Annotated in this window: 13 protein-coding genes; 5 read left to right on the top strand and 8 right to left on the bottom strand. The window is 35.0% G+C overall.

What is annotated here, in order from left to right; genetic code table 11:
- The first annotated feature begins 121 nt into the window (after nucleotides 1-121).
- On the top strand, nucleotides 122-1,813 hold the full coding sequence (locus tag ACFQ0I_RS11065) for a carbamoyltransferase family protein (protein WP_379942259.1): 1,692 nt from the start codon (nucleotides 122-124) through the stop codon (nucleotides 1,811-1,813).
- Nucleotides 1,814-2,760: 947 nt separating this feature from the next.
- On the opposite strand, the gene ACFQ0I_RS11060 is transcribed toward ACFQ0I_RS11065, so the two are convergent.
- The 8 genes from ACFQ0I_RS11060 to ACFQ0I_RS11025 form a co-directional block, all read right to left on the bottom strand.
- On the bottom strand, nucleotides 2,761-3,378 hold the full coding sequence (locus ACFQ0I_RS11060) for a sugar transferase (RefSeq protein ID WP_379942257.1): 618 nt from the start codon (nucleotides 3,376-3,378) through the stop codon (nucleotides 2,761-2,763).
- A gap of 43 nt (nucleotides 3,379-3,421) precedes the next feature.
- Complete coding sequence (locus ACFQ0I_RS11055) at nucleotides 3,422-4,495, bottom strand: hypothetical protein (protein WP_379942255.1); 1,074 nt, start codon at nucleotides 4,493-4,495, stop codon at nucleotides 3,422-3,424.
- A gap of 121 nt (nucleotides 4,496-4,616) precedes the next feature.
- Entirely contained in the window at nucleotides 4,617-7,433 is a 2,817-nt protein-coding gene (locus ACFQ0I_RS11050) for a NeuD/PglB/VioB family sugar acetyltransferase (RefSeq protein ID WP_379942253.1), read from the bottom strand.
- 477 nt (nucleotides 7,434-7,910) lie between these two features.
- The gene (locus ACFQ0I_RS11045; protein WP_379942251.1) at nucleotides 7,911-8,573 is read right to left on the bottom strand and encodes an acetyltransferase; all 663 of its coding nucleotides are present in this window, start codon (nucleotides 8,571-8,573) and stop codon (nucleotides 7,911-7,913) included.
- Entirely contained in the window at nucleotides 8,573-9,889 is a 1,317-nt protein-coding gene (locus ACFQ0I_RS11040; RefSeq protein ID WP_379942249.1) for a CoF synthetase, read from the bottom strand. The genes ACFQ0I_RS11045 and ACFQ0I_RS11040 overlap by 1 nt, the downstream gene beginning before the upstream one ends.
- On the bottom strand, nucleotides 9,886-10,929 hold the full coding sequence (locus ACFQ0I_RS11035) for a sugar-transfer associated ATP-grasp domain-containing protein (RefSeq protein ID WP_379942247.1): 1,044 nt from the start codon (nucleotides 10,927-10,929) through the stop codon (nucleotides 9,886-9,888). The genes ACFQ0I_RS11040 and ACFQ0I_RS11035 overlap by 4 nt, the downstream gene beginning before the upstream one ends.
- Before the next feature lie 11 nt (nucleotides 10,930-10,940).
- Nucleotides 10,941-12,098, bottom strand: a complete 1,158-nt coding sequence (locus tag ACFQ0I_RS11030; RefSeq protein WP_379942245.1) for a glycosyltransferase family 4 protein — start codon at nucleotides 12,096-12,098, stop codon at nucleotides 10,941-10,943.
- Between the two features lie 2,744 nt (nucleotides 12,099-14,842).
- Complete coding sequence (locus tag ACFQ0I_RS11025; RefSeq protein WP_379942243.1) at nucleotides 14,843-15,226, bottom strand: HU family DNA-binding protein; 384 nt, start codon at nucleotides 15,224-15,226, stop codon at nucleotides 14,843-14,845.
- 794 nt (nucleotides 15,227-16,020) lie between these two features.
- On the opposite strand from ACFQ0I_RS11025, the gene ACFQ0I_RS11020 reads away from it, so the two are divergent.
- The 4 genes from ACFQ0I_RS11020 to istB all read left to right on the top strand — a co-directional run bounded on the left by ACFQ0I_RS11020 (nucleotide 16,021) and on the right by istB (nucleotide 21,966).
- A complete protein-coding gene (locus ACFQ0I_RS11020; RefSeq protein WP_379942241.1) occupies nucleotides 16,021-17,949 on the top strand; it encodes a right-handed parallel beta-helix repeat-containing protein in 1,929 nt (642 codons plus the stop codon).
- 114 nt (nucleotides 17,950-18,063) lie between these two features.
- Nucleotides 18,064-19,050: a UDP-glucuronic acid decarboxylase family protein gene (locus ACFQ0I_RS11015; RefSeq protein WP_379942239.1), complete on the top strand. Its 987-nt coding sequence runs from the start codon at nucleotides 18,064-18,066 to the stop codon at nucleotides 19,048-19,050.
- Between the two features lie 622 nt (nucleotides 19,051-19,672).
- Nucleotides 19,673-21,217 carry an IS21 family transposase gene (gene istA, locus ACFQ0I_RS11010; protein ID WP_379942237.1) on the top strand — a complete coding sequence of 515 codons (1,545 nt, stop codon included), beginning with the start codon at nucleotides 19,673-19,675 and terminating at the stop codon, nucleotides 21,215-21,217.
- 17 nt (nucleotides 21,218-21,234) lie between these two features.
- On the top strand, nucleotides 21,235-21,966 hold the full coding sequence (gene istB / locus ACFQ0I_RS11005; RefSeq protein WP_379942235.1) for an IS21-like element helper ATPase IstB: 732 nt from the start codon (nucleotides 21,235-21,237) through the stop codon (nucleotides 21,964-21,966).
- The last annotated feature ends 88 nt before the right edge of the window (nucleotides 21,967-22,054 follow it).

The raw sequence follows: 22,054 nt of genomic DNA, 5'->3' as shown, positions 1-22,054 counted from the left end.
GTTTTAAATTATTTTTTTGTAAAACCGTTTAACGTATTTTTCCGTCGAATAATCAATAAAATGAAGTCATTGACTACAGATTAATTACTTTTAGAATACATAAGCTCTAACCATTATTTACATGATTATTCTCGGTTTAAATTATTATTTCCATGATTCCACGGCGTGTCTTATAAAAGATGGTCAGTTGCTAGCAGCTATCGAAGAAGAGCGGCTTAACAGAGACAAGCATACCAGAGTATTCCCCATGTTAGCCATAGATCGTTGTTTAAAAATGGCCGGTTTAACATATAACGATATCAATCATATTGCGGTTTCAATAAAGCCTACCCATAATCTGGGTAAAAAGGTGTTGCACGGTCTTAATAATTTTAAAACTATCAAGCCTTTTATCAATCACGAATTGGTACATGGATATAACAAGCAAAAAAGCTTCTGGAATTGGTTTGGGTACCATTGGAACAGTAAAAAGGAAGGCCCTCAAGTACATTTTATTGAGCACCATTTATGTCACGCCGCAGGATCTTTTTTTGTGTCGCCTTACAAGGAAGCTGCCGTACTTAGTGTTGACGGTTCGGGAGAATGGGCAACTACCTGGTTAGGCGTCGGGAAGGGTAATACAGTAACTTGCTTAGGGCAAAGTTATTTTCCACATTCCTTAGGGTCTTTTTATGAAGCGGTTACTCAATTTTGCGGTTTTAGAACAAGCTACGATGAAGGTAAAACCATGGGCTTAGCACCTATGGGCGACGCAGAAGTGTTTTTAGAGGAGGTAAGTAAGATTGTTAATGTTACGCCGGAGGGGCAATTACAGTTCGATTTAAGTTATTTTAATTATCAGAACATGAGTTGGAAACGCTGTTCTGATAAATTCTTTAAAATATTTGGAGAACCCCGGAAGCATGGCGAAGATTTTAAGCCACATCATATGAATGTGGCGGCAGCGTTTCAGCGGGTTTTAGAAAATAAAGTTTTAGAAATATGCGACATACTTCATCAAAAAACAAAAGCAGAATACTTGGTGATTTCTGGCGGGGTGTCTTTAAATAGCGTGATGAATGGTCGAATTGTTAGAGAAAGTAAATTTAAAGATGTGTATGTGATGCCTGCTGCTGGCGATAATGGAACGGCTATTGGTGCTGCGTATTATCTGTACAACGGCTTGTTAAAACAACCTCGTAATTTCGTGCATTTAAATCCATATGTGGGGACTAGTTATAGTAATGAGGACATCGAAAAGATTTTAAAAGGTGCTAAATTAAAGTATACAAAGTGTGATGATATCTGTGAAGAGACCGCGCAACTCTTAGCAGATGGTAAGATTGTTGGATGGTTTCAAGGCGCTATGGAAATTGGTCCACGTGCTTTGGGAAGCCGAAGTATACTGGCCAACCCTGCGTTTCCAGACATGAAAGATAAAATTAATGCCGAAGTTAAATTTAGAGAAGCTTATAGGCCTTTTGCTCCATCAGCCATTGTAGAGGCGAAGAATGAATTTTTTGATTTAACGGTCGAAGCGCCTTTTATGCTAAAGGTGTGCAACGTGTTGCCCGACAAGCAATCGGTTATTCCTGCAGTCACGCATGTAGATGGTAGTGCCCGTTTACAAACAGTTAGCAAAGACTCGCATCCACGCTATTACGTTTTAATTAAAAAGCTAGGTGATAAAACAGGAGTTCCGGTGGTTCTTAATACCAGCTTTAATATACAAGGGGAGCCCGTGGTGGAATCGCCACAAGATGCCATTCGATGTTTCTTTTCTACAGGGCTTGATTATTTGGCTATTGGCGATTTTTTAATTGATAAACGTTGAGTTTAGTGACTGCCCACTGTAAGAAGCCGCTGGTTTAAGCTTTTATTAACCTGAGTTCGATTTATAATTCGGAATTATAAATTGGATTACATTATTAAAAAAGTAACAATTTGTTATTGCGACGGCGAGAAGCATGAACGAAGAGACATCTTATAAAGATGTGATTTAACTGCGTTGAACCTGTGGTTTCTCCTCGCTCCTTATTCGGAATAACAAATCACTCATTAAAATTATTATTAAAGATTGCTATTCCTATATAATAATCGAACTTAGATTTTTTAAAAACACCCCTATAATCCCCTCGAGGGGATATTTCTTTGGTTGTTACAAAGTTATAAAGTTTCAAAGTTTAAAGCTAGAGAGTCGTGTATAGTGCCCTTCGACAGGCTCAGGGTGATAAGAAGTGAATAGTAATTAGTGAATGGTGAGTAGTCAATAGTCATTAGTCATTAGTTCATGGTTTTTTGGTTAGATTGTTAGATTTTGATTAGTGAGTTGTGAGTAGTGAAAGGTTATAAAGTTACAATGTTACAAAGTGATGAAGTTAAGAAGTTACATAGTGTAGTTTGTCCCCCTTGAGCTTATCGAGAAGGAAATATTTTCATTGAAGATAGCGAGCGAAACTCATAAGGGGTGTAAGCTGAAGCTTGAACAGTAGGTTCAAGATAAAGCATTTTTAGGTTTTATTCAAAATGAGTTCGATTTATAATTCGGGATTATAAATTGGATTACATTATTAAAAAAGTAACAATTTGTTATTGCGACGGTGTGAAGCATGAAAGAAGAGACATCTTATAAAGATGTGATTTAACTGCGTTGAACCTGTGGTTTCTCCTCGTTCCTTATTCGGAATGACAAATCACTCATTAAATTTTTTATTAAAGATTGCTATTCAACTAAATAATAATCGAACTTAGGTTATTAGGGTTTTTTTGTATGTGTCGTTTTTATTCGTTATCCGTTCCCATAAAGGTGGGCATATTTAAATTCGCATCACTGTTGACGCCTTCTTTTATTACTACCTTTTTTATGGTAAGTAGTAATATTTTTAAATCCACTAGAAAAGAGAGGTGTTCTACATACCAAATATCCAATTCAAATTTTTGTTTCCAGGTTATGGCGTTACGGCCATTAACCTGAGCCCACCCCGTAATGCCTGGTTTTACATTATGGCGTTTCTTTTGTTGTTCATTATAAAGCGGTAAATATTGCATCAATAATGGTCTCGGACCAATTAGGCTCATGTCGCCTTTTAGCACATTTAGTAATTGTGGAATTTCGTCTAAAGAATATTTTCGAATGAATGCGCCCATAGCGGTAATCCGTTGGTCGAAGGGTAGGAGTTCTCCATGCGCATCTGTCTTATCGTTCATCGTTTTGAATTTAATAATCTTAAAGGGCTTTTCGTTTTTCCCGGGGCGGGTTTGAAAAAAGAAAGGTTTCCCGTGATTAGACACTAATAATACTATGCTAACAATTATTAATACGGGTGATAACATCAATAGTGCGATGGCCGCCAGTACCATGTCGAAAATTCTTTTTATGATATTTTGGTAAAGTTTCATCTTTGATTTTTAACTGTTTAAATTGATAGTTTTAAGTAATACTTTAAGCTTTTGTGTTAAAGCGTATCCAATCGTTTATGGTGTTTGCAATGTAGACCATGTCGATGGCATGATATCGAAAATCTACATGAATATTTAAAACATAACCCAGTTCGGGCAAGGATTTGTTGTCTGGCCATAGAAACGAGGGGTAAATCTCATTTTCGATGAGCTGATTGCGTAACGATGCCCATAAGCTTTGCTCTTTTAGTAAGAGCAATAAACCAAAACTTGTGTAATCGGGCCTTTTAATAATTTGTATGAGTGGAGTCGGTTGTATGTGTTGATACAGTAAGTTTAAATTTGCTGCTTTATGTGCTAAAAAGTTGAGCGGCAAGTAGGTTTCTAAAAGCCTCACATCTTGAGGACGTACACTAATGATTTCATGATTGGCATCTAAAAAATCTTCAGTATCTTCCATAACTTTTAAATAGCCGGTCTTTTCAATCTGAGTGGTGCCTTTTTTATAATCATATTTAGCTTTCATGGCCAAGTGTAAGCGATCAAAAACGTCATAAAATTTAGGATCGTCTATAAAATGATTTTTAGCCGTTTCCATTTTAGCATTTGGTTTCCAGCAGATGCCACCTAAAGGAATGGGTAATGTTTTTCTAAGCGATACAAAACAATAATCGGCCTTACTTTTCATGCAATTTTTTGTTAGCCAGCCATGGGAATGATCTTCAATAATAATAGGGGAATCGGCTGTTTTGGAAAAGCCATCGCTGAGCCCCCAATAATTATTAATAAGTACCACATCGTTTTTTGATGCGAAGCTGTTCACATCTACAGCACTGTGAAATTCGAAGGGGTTGATATCATAAAAATGCAGATTAGTATATACCTTTTTTATCCATCGGGTTACATGCTGGCAATAATAACTGGGCATCCAAATTTTTTCAATATTATGGTTTTCTTTAATGGTTTCAAGAATGTATTTAACCGCTTGCCTCCCGGTATAGAACAGGGTGTAATCCATTTCTATAGGTATCGTGTCTATCGCATGCGCTTCTAAAGCGATGTCGTGAAACATCGAACCAATGCCATCTCGTTTTTTTATGTAATTATCTGTAATCATCAAGTTTCATTATGTTTTTAAAAAGTGTCTATTATAACTTTCCAGTATTTTCCAATAGATTATTGGTAGTCTTTTATTATATGGTAGTTTTTTTATTGTCTGTACTATACACGGTTGGTTATTATTTCGGTGCTCTATATAACGGGAAAAACTCGGTGTTTGTTTCAGGAGATAGGTCTATTTGACGAACCAAATCGTTATAAGCCTCTATGTTCACAATGTATTTCCAAACTTTAAATGGTTTAAAATCTTTTGAAAACGAGGCCTTAAATTTAAATAATTCATCTTCATTGTTCCCTAAGCCTCCTCCTAAATTAAAATAGCGATACTGTTCTTGGGTTGCCTTTATACGCATTTCATCAATGATAAAGCGAATGGGAGAGAGGTGTAAATATTCTGCTTTGGTACCAGACAGATGGTACTGCACAATATTGTGACACTTTACCATCATTGCTGCTGCTGCAATAGCACCGGTTTCTTTATCCGTTGCAAACAAAACCTCTGTTTTAAAATCATCACTATTCACAAAATTATAAAAGTATGCTTCATTAAAATAATAACTATCTCTGGCGTTAACACGATTCATATTTTCATAATATATGTCAATAAAGGTTTTAATATCTTGCGCAGCATCACTTATTTTTAAATCTAAAAATTTTCTGCTTTTGTTTAAATAGCGTTTCGTCGATTTTGAGAATACCATACGTTGGTCTTCCAGCGATTTGGTTAAATCGATATTTACCACATAGCTAAGGGATGCCAAATCACCAAAATTATTTAATACCGTGTCTTGGTGGTTTACAAAGGGGTTTAACCTAGAAAACACGCTAATAATGTTGTTCTCGCTAAAATACTTAGTGACTAAATTTTTAAAATATGTATTATCGAAGCTGGAATCTATGTGTTTTATGAGCGGTCCGCTATAACCATAAACCGAGGTGGCATCCTTTAATTTAGAATTGGGAATCTGTCTAATAAGTAAGGGTAAGCAAATAATTTTATCACCCTCCGTATATTTTAGTAATACGGGCTTGACCTCTGGGTTTTCAGACAGTTGGTGGTAGTCGAACTGGTGGTAAAAATCTACCGCATCCATAACATTTATGGCTTCTTGCCAAGCTTCTTTTGTGGTTATAACCTCTAATTCAGGGTTGGTGTTGCCATTATTTTTTTTCGGATTCCGGTAATAGGGAAAGTAAAAGTTTCTATTTGTTACGTCGTTAATTACTTCTTCATATTTTAATACTTCTATATCCTTAATAAGACTTTGGTACATTTCCTGGTTCACTATTTTTCTTCCTGTATAAAAAATCACATCGTCATCTTTAGGAAAAAAGGCTTTTTTATAATGGTAGAGGCTATCGTTATTCGTTCTGCCACCGCCTAAGGCATAGTGTGCTATATCGTTTTCTAAACCCCATTTTATCATTTCTATTTTTAAGAAATCATTGGGGCGCAAATCGAAATAGGCGCTTAGGGTACCGCCTAAATAGGAGTACATGGTATCGTCGTTTAAAATGAGTAATTCGGTAGAAATGGCTATGTCTTCATGGTACACCAACACAATGAGCATGGTGTTTGGGTGGTTTAAAATAAGCTTTTTAAAATAGTCTAGTGATAAAAAATAGTTTTGAGCGGCGTCATTTCTACACATGGTTTGGATATAAATATCGTAAAAAGACTGTATGGTTTCGGGACTTATGGCTTCCAGAAAAATGTCTGCGCGTAGCTTGTTTTTTTCAGCCTTTCTATAATTATTCCTAACTTTTGGTTTGAAATTATTCCAGATTTCCTCAAAGCTGCTCAATTTTCCATTCACATTATTTAAGGTAGGAATTAAATTTCCGGTATAGCCATGATAATTATAGGTTAAATTAAAACGAATGAATTCGGTAACAACGTTGTTGGCGGTATACCATGTATCTACATGATTCCAAAATAGTTCTTTTTCAAGTTCTGTAGCCTTCGGATGCTTTAATGGGCCGCTAAAGCCATAGGGGGAGGTGACATCGATATACTGAGATGCGATGTTACTGGCGCCCGATTTGATCGTATTAAAAAAAACGGGCATGATGATGTAGGGTTGTTCGTTTTTTTTAAATAAGAAGTAGTTTAGCTTTTGGGAATCGGAATGATTACAGTATTCAGCCGTATAAAAGGTATGGCTTTGGTTTGTGGATTGAAGTCTCTTGTTATAGGTTTCTAAATCGGTTTCCGTGCCGATGGTTACTAACTCCAAAGAATAAATTTTAGATATTTGATGGTCTTCTAAAAGTCCTAAATAGGCTTCGGAGGCTGTTCTTGTCCGTATGGGTTTGGCGGGCACCCCATAGGCCACAAGATTATCATCCAGCGACTTCACTACTAAAGAACCGGCTCCCACTACCGTATGGCTTCCAATGTTTATATTTTCAATAAGGTTGGCACCAAGCCCTATGGCCGAACAGGTAGCGATGCTTACATTACCGCCTAGAGTGGCTCCGGGTGCAATGCTTGAAAAATCACCGAGGCGGACATCGTGATCGATGGAACATTTGGTGTTTAAAATACATTGCTTTCCAATCAGGGCATCACTATTAATAACCGCTCCGGCCATAATAACGCTGCCTCCACCAATGCGCACATTTTTACCAATTACCGCATCGGGATGTATGGCGGTTACGAATTTTATTTTTTTATGTAGTTGTAGTATTTTGTTGTAGAGTACCTGTCGCGTATAATTATCACCAATCGCAATGATACAACCTGTAATGGTTTCTGTTTTTAAGATTTCGGGTATATCATGTTCCGTTCCTAATATGGTGTAGTTATACATGTTGCCGCCTTTTTTTTTATAGGAATCAATCAAGCCAAATATTTGGTAGTCGCCTTGCTTTTCAACAATGTCAATAATTACCTTGGCATGCCCAGAGGCGCCAATTATTAAAATGTTTTTCATGTATTCCTTTACCTGTTATTTCACCTTTACTTTTAAGAACAGCAGCCGCTTTTTTGTGCTTTTATTTATAAAAAAATGAACCTATTACTGATGGTTTTATAGTTTAAGTGTTTTATTGCTTTTGCTTCTTGCGATTCTTAAACTATAAGAAGCCAAAGTTAAAAGGATTTATGAAATCTTTGTATTATTATTGTTTAAAGGACGTTATTTTTGATAAAATGCGTTTGTAAGGTGTTTAATACTTTTTTAGAGGAGGATTAGGGGGTGTATGGACTTCGACAGGCTCAGTCTGACTTTATTATGTTTATTTGTTGATGTGTTGATTTGTTTGTAGGGACTTCGACAGGCTCAGTCTGACTGTGTTGGGGGATATAATAAGGACTTCGACAAGCTCAGTCTGACAATGGTTGTTGTTTTAATGAGGACTTCGACTGCGCTCAGTCTGACATGTTTTTTTTGGATATAGCAATAGAACATTTAAGATGGGACTACGGTTGCGGGAATGCCACGCATTTTGGTGTTAGCAGGTACGCTGCGTAATACGAGTGTGTTTGCTTCGATGTGGCAATGTTTGGCAATAGTGATGTCGTTTACAATATTAGCACTCATGCCAATATAACTTCCCTTACCAATGCGTGTATTGCCACCTATGGTCGCGTTGGTGTCTATTGTTACATAGGGTTCTATAGTGCTATCGTGTCCGATAGATACGCGGTTGTTAATCCAACAAAAATCGCCTAATGTGCTATCGCTATTCATGATTACTTTAGCACCTATAATATTACCACTTCCTAACTGCACATTTTTGCCCAAAACTACCGAAGGGTGTAGCAAATTTATAAATTGAAAGCCCTTGCAACTGCGCTGAATGTCTTTAATGCAGTCTTTTTTAAGGTTAAGATCTTGTAGATCAACAATACCATGCGTGATATGATGTTTTTGCTGTAATTCATAAAATGCCGACATGCCATGATACATAGGATAGTTCGAGGTATAAACAGGTTGAGGTTTAACCTTATCCAAAGCAATAACGCCCACGATGTGGTATTGCTCTGCAAAGTCAACACTTTCTATAATCTCTTGAGACAGTTTACTACCCCCAATTATAATGATGTTTATTTTTTCAGTGTTGCTTTTCATTAGGTTTGTTGCGTATAGGTGTTGATGGCAATTTTGCGTTTTCCAGAATTAAGTAAAGGAATGTCGTTTACATAGCGCAGTGCAATTTCGGCATCTTCACCAAGAAAGGCTTTAAAATCATTTATCAGTTGTGCTTCTTGCTTAAAAGCATCTGTAACATTTAATTTTAACACATAGTGTTTTTTGTGCTCCTGAATTAATTGGGCCTGTAAGACGCCTTGATAATTGACCATACTACTAATTAAAAGTGGCGAAACCATCTGTCCATCAGTATTAAAAATGGCATCGTATCGGCGACCTTCAATGTTTGTGAATACCGGCGGTGAGACACTGTGGTCGATGGCTCCTAAATCGCCCGTATCATACCTTATGAGTGGGGTGGCATAATTAAACAAATCGGTAATAACGATTCTGCCAATGGCGCCCGGAGCAACTGGGATATCTTGTTCTAAGTCCAAAATTTCCACATGATAACTGGCCCAGTTTATTATAAAATGCGTGCTGCCATCGGTGGGTTGTTGGGCGATGATCCCATTTTCCATATTCGAATACCGGGAAACCACAGGGGTTTTAAAATAATAAGCCATGCGTTGTCTGGTCTGTTCGCTAAGATGTTCAGATATGGCAATAATGGATTTAAACCCGGCATCCAGTGGTTTTGAGGCAGTAGCGTCTAAATATTGACAGAGTCTATCAAAACCAGAGGCATAACCTAACCAACTTTTTTTTGAGGCATCCTGTTTTATATAGTCTATTAAAGTCGCGATTTTATGATCAGAAAGCCCCACAACTTCTACAGGATACATGTTCTGTAAAAACAACAGCCATTTATTTTTTTTAAAATAGTTGCTCCAGTGTCTCAGATAAAAGAGTTTGTAACCTACTTGATAACCAGCCAGATTTGAAAAATAAAGCGTGTCTGCCACATTCCTGTAATTTTTATTGCGGTTTTGCGTAATGCTTAAAAGGGCTCCCGTAGAACCGCTGGTAGTTACTTTTTTAATTTTAGTATGCGCAAATACACTGGATTGAAAATGGGTTGGATTTTTATTAATGGTATTTTTATTAATAACAGGAAAAGCGGCGAGTCCGTTATTTGGATTAAAGCCCTTATAAAAGGTCGTCGTTGTTACGGCATGTTGCAATACATTTTCCAGATAATCTTTACGTATGGCATCCGCTTGTGGTGAATCCTTAGATTCTAAAATGCTTTTGATGTCTTTTAAATGGCTTCTTACTTTAGAGCCACTTACAAAATCCAAAGCCCAAAAGCCCAGATATTTTAAATATTCTGATACACGAATAAGCGGCTTCATTGATTTATTTCATTAAGAATTTCTTTAATAAGAGGGTGTTTCATATAACCACCATAGTTGATATCCGATACGTGTAAACCCGGATTGTGGTTTCCTTCAATTATTACAGGACCAGAATTTGTAATAGCAATATCCCAACCTACAATGCGATTTGGAAAATAAAATGCAAAATCTTTAACTAATGCACAAGCTTCTTCATAGAAAGGAATTTTAAAACCATTTAATTTATATTGTGTGTCTGGATGCACCAAAAATGTTGCTCCACCTTTTGACACCTCTTGTCTTCCAATACCTTCTAAAATCCCAGATTCATTATTAACCCCAATTGAAAAACCGCCATTTGAGGTGTTGTCGATAATACTTTTACCAACACCAAAACGCATAAATGTAGATAAAATATGAACATTTTGGTTTCTATCGATGTAATGTACCATTCTTAATGTATTAACAGCATGTGGGTGAATTTTATTAATTTGATCATGCTGTTCTATATATTCCTCATGCAGATAGGAGTTGTTTAATAACTTATCTCCAAAAATGTTTAATTCAGTTTCTAAAGATTCTTTTTTTAAAAGTATACAGCCAAAACCCCCAATGCCATCAATCGGTTTTATGAATATTTTATTTATTTGTAAATGGTCAAATAGATGTTTATAAAAAAACAAAAGGTCTTTTTTATTTTCTATGTATTTATTTTTTTTGTTGAATAAAAACCATCCCTTTAAATTATAACTAATCAATTTAGGAACTGGAAGATTTTCATTTATACAAATCAATTTAAAACTTAATTTATTCTGTAAAATTTGAGATACTTCAGGAAACACCATTTTGGGTGATTCAATAATGCCGTAATGTTCTTTTAAACTTAAATAGTCTTGATAATTTTTAACATCGGTTCTATATAGAAATTTTCTAAAATAATCAACGGGCAAGTCTTTTTTTAGCAAGCCAAAATGCAGGCACTCTTTAATAATCTTAAATAGCGGTTTTTTGTCCGGATCCCCTGCAAATATCTTTAAATGTTTAATTCTTCCTAACATAATTAAAAGCCTTAGTTAAGTCGATTATATTCATTTAAAACGGCTCGCCAGAGTAAACTTTGTTCGTATCTTGAAGCAATAAGTTCTCTGCAAGTTACGGGATTAAACTGTATTTTTTTTTGATAAATGCTTAGCATATGTTCATACAACAGCGATTTATCTTTCACAGGTATTATAATGCCATTTTGTCCTTCTATTATTATTTCATTGCAACCACTTATATCGGTTACAATACAAGGCAGTCCCATAGCTCCTGCTTGAAGCACCACATTAGGGAAGCCTTCTCTGTAACTTGGAAATGTCAAACAATTAGAAATAGCAAAATAGGGCCTTACATCATCAACCCAACCGGTTGTAATAATATTTTTATTGTCGCTAATGGATTGCAGCGTATCAGCATCTAAAGGATCTAAAGTTGCCTCATAATCGCCGACTAAAAGTAATTTTATATTTTTTACTTCCTCATTTAGTTTGTTAAATACGCTAACCAATTCATTGATTCCTTTATCTCTAACCAATCGCCCGACAAATACAAATACATAGTCATCGGTATTAATTTGCAAGTCTTTTTTTAATACTCTTTTGAAATCTTCGTTGTAATGTTGTGTTGAATAAAAATCTAAATCAATTCCGTTGACGTTGCCATTACCAATAACATTTAAGGGTTTTGATGTGATGTGGTAAGCTTTTAAATCGTTTTCAACGCCTTTTCCTTCAGGATAAATGTTTGTAGCGCAAGCACATAATATTTTATCGGTAAAAATTAAAATTTTTTGTAATACCCCTGTTTTATATGGAAAAATTAAGCCTGTAAAGGTATGTAAGCGATGCGGTACACCAGCAAATTTAGCGGCAACCATGCTCAATAGACCTGCTTTTGGAGTAATGGAGTGTACAATAAAGGGCTTTTCTCTTTTAAAGACTTTATACAATTCCCAAATTGCCATAAGATCTTTGATAGGTGAAATTTGTCGATACATATCCACAGGTATCGTTCTGATGCCTTCTTGTTTGTGCACAATGTCTAATTGATTCGTTCTGTTTGACGAGACACCAATAACCTCAAAGTAATCGGACATGAATTTTAGTTGTCCTGTTAATAAACCACTAAGGCTGAGAGGCACGGTTGATACTCTAATGAGTTTTTTTTTGGTTTGATTTGTGGGCATTGCTATACGTTTGTAAAACAAATATATAAAAGTATTTTGATGCGTATGGCGATGTTTGTTTTTTTGTTGGGTGTTGGGTGTTAGGTGTTAGGTGTTAGGTGTTAGGTGTTAGGTGTTAGGTGTTAGGTGTTAGGTGTTAGGTGTTGGGTGTTAGATGTTAGAAGGTTAGATTGTTAGATTATTAGATATTTGAAGTTAGATATTAGATATTAGAAGTTTCAAAGTTTCAGAGTTTCAGAGTTCCAAAGCCATAAAGTTATAAAGTTAGAAGGTTAGATGGTTAGATATTAGAAGTTAGATATTAGAAGTTAGATATTAGAAGTTCAAAAGTTTCAAGTTAGAAGGTTCCAATATAGTAAGAATAAAAAGCTACACAATTAAACAATTACACGATTCAACAGTTAAACAATGAGCAATAGTCAATAATCAATAGTCGATGGTTAATGGTTGTTGGTTGATGGAATGGGTCAGACTGAGCTTGTCGAAGTCCTATTAAACAGCCCTCCATTGTCAGACTGAGCGCAGTCGAAGTCCATACAAAACAACTCTCGATTATCAAGCGCTCCCTTTCAAAGTAAAAACACACCCATTGTCAGGCTGAGCGCAGTCGAAGTCCTTATGATACTTTCCTCGATGGTTAAACTGTTTTTTCAAAGTTTCAGAGTTTCTGAGTTTCAAAGTTTCAAAGTTAGATTGTTAGATGTTTAGAAGGTTAGAAGGTTAGAAGGTTAGAATGTTTCAATATATTAATAATAAAACGATCTAAAATTTAACAATTACACGATTCAACAGTTAAACAATGAACAGTAATCAATAAACAATAATCAATAATCAATAGTCAATAGTCAATAGTTTATGGTTGTTGGTTGATGGGGGATTGTTAATAGTGTCCTTCGACAAGATCAGGGTGACAGCGTGAGAAGTCAGTAGTTTCAGAGATTCAAAGTTTCAAAGTTAGATTGTTAGATGTTTAGAAGGTTAGAATGTTAAATGTTAGAAGGTTTGAATATATTAATAATAAAACGATCCAAAATTTAACAATTACACGATTCAACAGTTAAACAATGAACAGTAATCAATAAACAATAATCAATAGTCAATAGTTTATGGTTGTTGGTTGATGGGGGATCGTGAATAGTGCCCTTCGACAAACTCAGGGAGACAGCGTGAGAAGTGAGTAGTACTAAGTTTCATGGTTCCATATTTATAAACTGATTAAGTTAGAAAGTTGTTTGGTGCGGATTGTCCGTTTGAGGTAATCGAGATGGAAATACATTTTAAGTGAAGCTTGAAATATGCGCTCAAGACGAAAGTTTTTTTTGATTCTTTTAAAAAACACCCCTATAATCCCCTCGAGGGGATATTCCTTCGATTCATATTTACGGTTGTGGTTTGAAGTGAATAGAGTGCCCTTCGATAAACTCAGGGTGACAGCGTGAGAAGTGTGCAGTCCTAAGTTCATGGTTTCATGGTTCCATAGTTATAAAATGGTTAAGTTAGAAAGTTGTTTGGTGTGGATTGTCCCCTTGAGGTTATCGAGATGGAAATATATTTTCATTGAAGATAGCGAGCGAAGCTCATTAGGGGTGTTGTAGATTGCATGAACTAACAAAACAAAGATACATTTTCAAGACACTATCATAAAATCTGTGTAAGTTCAAGAGCAGAGAGCGAAAGGAACTAGCATTCAGAACAGTTTTAATTGACCAATGACAAAATTCAGCTTTTATCGTTCTCTTTTTTCTGTTGAAATAAATTTATAAAATTTTCAAAGAAGGTCCTTTTGTATACATAGGATGACTTGGAGGTTTGTGAGAAGTTAGATGTTTGAAGTTTCAAAGTTCCACAGTTCCAAAGATTCAGAGATTCAGAGTTTCAAATTTAGAAGTTAGAAGTTAGAAGTTAGATATTAGAAGTTTCAAAGTTTAAAGTTAAAAGGTTTCACTAAACTAAGAATAAAACGTTTCACAATTAAACAATTCCACGATTCAACAGTTCAACAATAAACAATAATCAATAGTCAATAGTCAATAGTCAATAGTTAATGGTTGTTGGTTGATGGAAGGTGTCAGACTGAGCTTGGCGAAGTCCATACGAAACAACTCTCCATTATCAAGTGCTCCCTTTCAATGTAAAAACAAATCCCCTGTCAGACTGAGCGCAGTCGAAGTCCTTATGATACTTTCCTCGATTGTTAAACTATTTCTTTCAAAGGGCCAAAGTTTCAAAGTTTCAAAATTATAATGTTAATAAAACCAAATATTACACAGTAAATCAATTCCACTGATGGATTTATGGATAAAAACATGCTAGCCTGCCGACATAAAAGTATTTTTTTATGCTAATTCGTACAAAAATTTAAACATATACTTAATTATTTAACATGGAATGTATGTTTAGCTGCCTGTTTTTTTTTACATTTACAGCGTATTTTATACGAATTGAGCTGGTGAGACTGCTCAAGACCTTATCAAATTTAGCTCAAAAACGGAGTTCTAGCTGTTATTTTGAGCTTTTTTTATGCCTTGAAATGTCTAAAAGTGAGTTGATAAAGAGGGTTTTAAGAAGATTAAGATCAAACAATTACGTCATCGGCATCAATTAAAAAGTGCATCAGCTTCAAACAATTCGTTTATCAGCATGATTTAAGCTTAAAAAAGGGTATAAAAAAAGGCCCTGAGTGGTGAGACACTCAAGACCTTATCAAATTTAGCCCGACGATATAATGTCAGACCAACGGAGTTCTAGCTCGCTTTTTTAAATGACAGATCGTTTAACAAACTGCGTAAACGTTTCCCGGGTCTAAATAAAATACGGGTTTTAGTAATCGCGTTGGCATCTACATCCAGTTCGAGGTCTCTACCTTCAGAGCTGATGCTCACTTGAAAATTGCCTAAACGACCTAATTTTACAATACGCCCTTGTTTTAACGCGTCAATAATGTTGCGTTCTAAAGAGAGTAGTACCGCGTAACAATCGGACTCTGTTACGGTACATTGATACGAAATTTGCTCAGCGAGCGTGTCCATGTCTACTTCACCGTCTGCAATAGCAGCGGCATAGTACTTCTCAGGTAAATTAATATCCCGAGGATTCTTTCTGGCTTGCGCCTTAAATTTAATAGCCATTGGCTTAAAAAATTAAAAATTTATAAATATATATTTGTCTTAGTATACTGCATACGAGTATCTAACTGACCTTACAAAGTTTATAAAAATAACTCAAAAACTAACACCAAAGTTTTTAACATTTACATTTAGTTCTTAACATTAGATTTAATATTGGTATGGCATGTTTTTACAGGGGTACAAAAATTAAAGACATTGTTTAATGAATTGAAATACAGTAATCTGCGAATTTAAAAATTAAAAAACAGGAGCTTTTATTGAATTGAAAATTAATAAATGGAAATTAAATTTGATGTTTTTTAGGCGCCATGTGAAGTTTCTTGGTATTAAATAAACTGTTTATTACCCATTTAAATGACTAACGAAGTTATTTTATTATTGCATTTATATGCATTAAAGAAAGTCTACAAAAAAGCATCTTTACATCTGTAGTTTGTTTTTTGGCTTAAATTATCCACATCTTTAGCTTGTTGTCTTCTCTTCAAATAATCCATGAAAATTTTGCAATAAATAAGTTATTAGTACTTATTAACAATGAGTTACATATTTTATGGTAACCTATTATATTTGCATTCGAAAAAAAATTTATTGTAAAAACATCCATAATTTAAATATGGTCGTATATAGGTTTAATTCATTGTAAAAAACACATTATCGATAAAAAACTACATTTTAACTATTTTATTTTGAAAGCCTTTTGTATTTCATCGAAAATAGAAATCACTTAAACGATAATAGTAATTTAAATTTTAATTTTGAAAACAATAATTAACGCCCTCCCAAATCAAGAACTTATGAAACTAATTATTAAACCTATGTATGTTTTATGCTTCATGGTACTAGCACTAGTATCCTGTAATAATGAGGAATTATTTGTAGAACCTACTTCAGAGGTGGTTGTAGAAGACGATACTACCGTTCCTGATGACAACGACACAGTGGCTATACCACCAGTAAGCACACCTTGTGATTTTAATTTAAATAATGTAGCTGCCAATGCTACAGTTATTATTAATTGCGTGATGGATTTAGGCGGACAAACCATTACCTTACCAGCAGGAGTAACCCTGGTTTACGAAGGTGGTGATATTATTAATGGCACCATTAATTTTGGTACTAACAATTTGGTTTCTGGGGAGCTATTAAATTCAAGCCTAACGATTGCTGGCACTAAGCCGCAAATGAAAGACCCTGTTTTTAATTTTGATGCAAAACGATGGGGCATTGTTGAAGGGGTTGTGAACGATGAGGTTGCTTATAACAACAAATTGATTATTAATGAAATAATGCAAAAAGTTAAAAGTCTTGGGGCTTCTACTATAAAAATAGATAAATTAGATGCCTATTTTCAAACACAAAATGAGTTTAACAAATCAAAAGAAGCACCAGAAGATGCAGCAATTCAAATACCGGCAGATATACATTTGAAAATGACCGATAATACCCATTTAAGAGTCCAGCCAAATAAGGGCACTGCCACAGTTTTGTTAACTGTATTTAAAGCCGATAATACCATAGTTGAAGGTGGTATTTTACATGGAGATCGTGATACACATGATTATTCTAGTGGTGGTACGCAAGAATGGTTGCATACACTATTGGTAAAAGCTAGTAAAAATGTGACTATCAAAAACATGACGCTCATGGATGCAGGTGGTGATGGGATAGAAATCAATGCTTATGGGCATGCTTATGATTCGTATTACACCTATTGTGAAAATGTTACGATTACTGGTAATAAAATTATAAGAGCCAGACGCAACGGTTTATCCCTTACTGATGGAAGAAATATCATCATAGAAAATAATGAATTTATCGATTCTGGTATATCCACTAATAAATCTAACGGAGCAGCTCCTATGTGGGCTATTGATATAGAGCCTTATAGACCTAATGCAACTGTGTATGAAATAGTAAACGATATAACCATTAAAAACAACATAGAAAAAGGGTCTGAAAAAGGTGGTTTTTTGATATATTCAGGCGACAGGATTACCATAGAAAACAATACTATGGAAAATGGCATAGCGTATAGACAAACATCAGGAAGTATTATTAGAAACAATACTGTTATAGGTGTTTCAGAACTTAGTAAAAAAGATAGAGATGGTATTACCGCTGAAACCCAATCTGGGAATAATAATAATTTAATTTACGGTAATACTGTCAAAAACTTTAACAAAGGTATAATAGCAGGTGATTATAATGGACTTAAAGTTTACGATAATGTAATTTCAAACTGTGGTAAGGCTATTGGTTACGGTTCTTTAATCAACGCAAAAATATATTCCAATACAATTACAACTTGTGGTTTAGGTATTGGTTCAGAGGGTCTAAATGTAACCTTGAACAATACCGAGTTTTATGACAATGTTGTAAATGATTGTGAATTGGGAACTAATTTTTATAAAACAAACTTCAATGAAAAAGCAAATAGTTTTGTTGTGAAGAACAACGTTTTTAACGCAAACAGAAACTCTGATTTTAAGTATGTGTATGGATTGGAATTTGACAATAACACTGTATCTGGAGGTTTAAGGATTAATGGCGTAGAAAACAGCCGTTTTACTAACAACACAATAAGTGGAGGTGATGGATTTACTATAGAAGGTTGGTGTAAGGACATAAGTATTGTTGGAAATACAATTATAGGAAAATGTTTTTATGAACCTAATGCCACAACTAATATTAATATTGTTAAAGAAAATAATAAGTGCAACTAGAGTGTCTATAAAAATAAGTGATATTTCATTATTAAGATTGCCGAAACGTTCAAATTTAATGAGGTATTACTAATTACATTTCGATAGTTTTAAGTAAAAAAATATAAAAATAGGATGAAAAAAGTATTAATAACAGGTGCGGCAGGCTTTTTAGGGTCGCATTTGTGTGATCGCTTTATAAATGAAGGTTATTTTGTTATTGGAATGGATAATTTTATTACAGGGGATAAAAAGAATATTCATCATTTAGAAAAGCATCCAAATTTTGACTTTATAAAGCATGATGTTACCGAGTTTGTTAATATAGAAGGAAACTTAGATTATATACTTCATTTTGCGTCACCTGCCAGCCCTATCGATTATTTAAAAATACCAATTCAAACTTTGAAAGTAGGGTCATTAGGGACGCATAATTTATTAGGTTTAGCGAAGGCAAAAAAAGCAAGAATTTTAATAGCTTCTACTTCTGAAGTATATGGAGATCCATTAGTCCATCCTCAAACTGAAGACTATTATGGTAATGTAAATACAATTGGGCCACGAGGTGTTTATGATGAAGCGAAACGCTTTCAAGAATCTATAACCATGGCCTATCATAGATTTCATGGCATAGAAACGCGTATAGTCCGTATATTTAATACCTACGGCCCTAGAATGCGATTAAATGATGGAAGGGTAATTCCTGCATTCATGGGACAAGCTTTAAGAGGAGAAGATTTAACTATATTTGGTGATGGTTCACAGACACGGTCTTTTTGTTTTGTTGATGATCAAGTTGAGGGAATTTTTAGACTTCTTTTAAGCGATTATGAAGCTCCAGTAAATATTGGAAATCCTAATGAAATTACTATTAAGCAGTTCGCTGAAGAGATAATTAAATTTACGGGAACAAAGCAAAAAATTATCTATAAGGCGTTGCCTCAAGATGATCCTTTACAAAGGCAACCCGATATTTCTTTAGCCAAAAAATTATTAAATTGGGAGCCAAAAATTGGAAGAGCGGTAGGGATGAAAATTACTTATGAATATTTTAAGTCGCTTTCTGAAGAGGAGTTATTTAAGAGCGAACACAAAGATTTTAAAAAACATATCCATTTATAGATATACATCTCAACATTGAATAATCAATAATAATATCCTTAAAGGAGTTAATTAAATATTTATTGATTTAAATGCCCTAAAATATTTCAATAATTATTTTTCTCGCTAATTTTTTGTCTTATTGGTTTAATTAATTCTTTTGAGAATATTTAAGCTCCATACTAATTTAAATAAGAAGTATCTTATTCCAAGTAATATGGATAAAATAAATTAGTTTCTTATAATATAATAACACCGTTTTTTTCCTTCATATTTATTTTTTGATTAGTTGTATTTTTCGAAGAATTTGATCGGGAATATATTTTATAATTAGCCTTTTTTAGAAGATTAATAGCAAGAATTATTTTGGTTTCATTTTGATAACAAAAATTAATCTATGAAACTAGGTAGGATCCGGCTATTTATGATATTCCTAATTTAACTCCTTTATTATTTAACTCCTTTAGGGATATTAATATCGGTTTATTGCAATTGCAAAAAACGGGCATAGTATACCACCCACAGCGGATTAAATTGAGCATAGTGCGGCGGGTGAAAGTGAACCACCTACAGCGGACGAAAGTGAACCACTAAAAATCGATTCTATTTGTAAAGCTTTAAATATCTTTTATAAAAAGATATTATGGCCAACAAACAAATAGATATGCGAAAAATAAAACAGATTTTCAAACTCTACATTGAAGGAATCAGTAAGCGCCAAATAAGCCTAATCACAGGGCTGTCGCGTAATACCATCACTAAGTACATTGACTTTTTTAAGCGCTATCGGCTTACCGATTACGAAGTGTCCGCCATGACGCTCGAGGAGCTGAACAGACTTTTTAAAACCGACCAAAAAGGTAAGAGCCAGCAACTATTGACCCTAGAGACGTATTTTCCCTATTTTGACAAAGAACTGCGTAAAACGGGCGTAACCAAAGAGTTGCTCTGGCAAGAGTACGTTTCCAAACATCCAGATGGCTACAAACTTTCCCAATTTAGGTATTGGTATCGGGAGTGGGTTAAAGAAGTGTCTCCAGTGATGCATTTTACACACAAAGCGGGCGATAAACTTTTCATTGATTTTACGGGCAAGAAGCTTTCCATAGTAGATCGTTACACAGGCGAGATACAAGATCTAGAGGTCTTTGTCTGTGTATTGGGCAGTAGCCAATACACGTATGTTGAAGCCTGTGAGAGCCAAAAGAAAGAAGATTTTATAGCTTGTATAGAAAACGCACTTTGGTTTTATGGCGGTGTACCACAGGCTTTAGTACCTGATAACTTGAGGGCAGCAGTTACCAAAAGCAGTCGTTACGAACCAAAAGTAAATGAAACTTTTGTAGATTTTGCTGAGCATTATGAAACGGCAGTACTTCCAACCAGAGCCTACAGACCTAGGGACAAGGCCATCGTCGAAAATGCCGTGCGTATCATATATACACGTGTCTTTGCGCCATTGCGCAACCAAACGTTCCATACTAAAGCTGCACTGAATAAAGCCATATTAGAATTTCTTAAAACCCATAACAGCACCTCTTTTAGGGGACGGGAATATTCTCGCTATTCGTTATTTGAAGAGATTGAAAAACATCAGCTTAAACCATTGCCAGCAAAACGCTATGAGATTAAACGCTACGCTAATGCAACGGTTCATAAAAACAGCCATATTTATTTTAGTAAGGACAAACACTATTATAGTTTGCCCTATCATCATATAGGCAAACGTATTAAAGTGGTTTACTCAGATAGCACCGTAGAGATGTTCTACCAACAGGAACTGCTTACAGTCCATCCAAGAAACAAGCAAAAATATGGGTATAGCACGATAAAGGAACACATGCCTTCCCATCACCGCTTTATCAGCGAGTGGAGCAGTGAAAAATTCATTGCCTGGGCAGAGCAGGTTGGTGAACATTGCAAGGCACTAATCATTAACATATTAGAAAAGAAACAACACCCAGAACAATCCTATAAATCATGTCTGGGCATATTGCACCTCACTAAAAAGGTAGGCAATACACGATTGGATAATGCCTGCAAGCGTGCATTGGACTATGGTGCTCATAACTACAATATTATAGAGCGTATTCTTAAAAACGGTTGGGACACCTTAGATGAAGACATCGAAGACCAACCTGAGGTCCCAAATCATAGTAACATTAGAGGAAGTCATTATTACAAATAAATTAAAACCAAAAAACAATGAATAAACAGACATTGGAACACATGAAACAACTAAGGCTATACGGTATGTACAGAGCCTTTGACAGCAGTTTATCGCCACAAAGTATAAACTACACCAATGATGAACTCATCGCATATCTGCTCCAAAGCGAATGGGATGATCGTCAAAACAGAAAAATAGAACGGTTAACAAAAGCGGCGCGATTTAGGTACAGTGCTATTATGGAAGCTATCGATTTTGATGCTTCAAGACAACTAGATAAAAATCAAATACAACGCTTTGCTAGCTGTGAGTTTATAAAGCAAAAACAGAATATCCTTATCACGGGAAGTACAGGGGCTGGAAAAAGCTATATGGCATCAGCTATCGGTCATCAGGCGTGTTCATTGGGATATAAGGTCATGTATTATAACACCAACAAACTTTTTACCATGCTCAAAACATCAAAAGCAGATGGCTCTTATTTAAAGCAAATCAATAAACTGGAAAAACAAGACCTACTGATTATTGATGACTTTGGGCTTAAAGCTTTAGATGCTATAAATAGGCACTCCTTTATGGAAATCATTGAAGATAGGCATGGAGAACACAGTATTATTATCGCCTCACAATTACCAGTAGAAGCATGGCATGAAATTATAGGAGAACAAACCATCGCAGATGCCATTTTGGATCGCCTTGTACATAATGCACACAGAATCGATATTAAAGGAGAATCGATGCGTAAAAAATTGAAAAATAAAGACTAAATTTAACCACAAATGAATCGGTTTTGAGCTCTTACTTTGCTATGCTCACTTTCATCCGCCGCAAGTGGCTCACTTTGCCCACCCTATC

It is taken from the genome of Mariniflexile aquimaris (assembly GCF_042676825.1).
GTDB lineage: Bacteria > Bacteroidota > Bacteroidia > Flavobacteriales > Flavobacteriaceae > Mariniflexile > Mariniflexile aquimaris.
This window is presented reverse-complemented; position numbering and strand designations above follow the sequence as displayed.

What these genes read in the sequence shown, in the direction of transcription:
- ACFQ0I_RS11035 (WP_379942247.1), bottom strand. Translation starts at nt 10,929, where the DNA reads ATGTTAGGAAGAATTAAACATTTAAAGATATTTGCAGGGGATCCGGAC.
- ACFQ0I_RS11055 (WP_379942255.1), bottom strand. Translation starts at nt 4,495, where the DNA reads ATGATTACAGATAATTACATAAAAAAACGAGATGGCATTGGTTCGATG.
- ACFQ0I_RS11060 (WP_379942257.1), bottom strand. Translation starts at nt 3,378, where the DNA reads ATGAAACTTTACCAAAATATCATAAAAAGAATTTTCGACATGGTACTG.
- istB (WP_379942235.1), top strand. Translation starts at nt 21,235, where the DNA reads ATGAATAAACAGACATTGGAACACATGAAACAACTAAGGCTATACGGT.
- ACFQ0I_RS11025 (WP_379942243.1), bottom strand. Translation starts at nt 15,226, where the DNA reads ATGGCTATTAAATTTAAGGCGCAAGCCAGAAAGAATCCTCGGGATATT.
- ACFQ0I_RS11050 (WP_379942253.1), bottom strand. Translation starts at nt 7,433, where the DNA reads ATGAAAAACATTTTAATAATTGGCGCCTCTGGGCATGCCAAGGTAATT.
- ACFQ0I_RS11065 (WP_379942259.1), top strand. Translation starts at nt 122, where the DNA reads ATGATTATTCTCGGTTTAAATTATTATTTCCATGATTCCACGGCGTGT.
- ACFQ0I_RS11030 (WP_379942245.1), bottom strand. Translation starts at nt 12,098, where the DNA reads ATGCCCACAAATCAAACCAAAAAAAAACTCATTAGAGTATCAACCGTG.
- ACFQ0I_RS11015 (WP_379942239.1), top strand. Translation starts at nt 18,064, where the DNA reads ATGAAAAAAGTATTAATAACAGGTGCGGCAGGCTTTTTAGGGTCGCAT.
- ACFQ0I_RS11020 (WP_379942241.1), top strand. Translation starts at nt 16,021, where the DNA reads ATGAAACTAATTATTAAACCTATGTATGTTTTATGCTTCATGGTACTA.
- ACFQ0I_RS11040 (WP_379942249.1), bottom strand. Translation starts at nt 9,889, where the DNA reads ATGAAGCCGCTTATTCGTGTATCAGAATATTTAAAATATCTGGGCTTT.
- ACFQ0I_RS11045 (WP_379942251.1), bottom strand. Translation starts at nt 8,573, where the DNA reads ATGAAAAGCAACACTGAAAAAATAAACATCATTATAATTGGGGGTAGT.
- istA (WP_379942237.1), top strand. Translation starts at nt 19,673, where the DNA reads ATGGCCAACAAACAAATAGATATGCGAAAAATAAAACAGATTTTCAAA.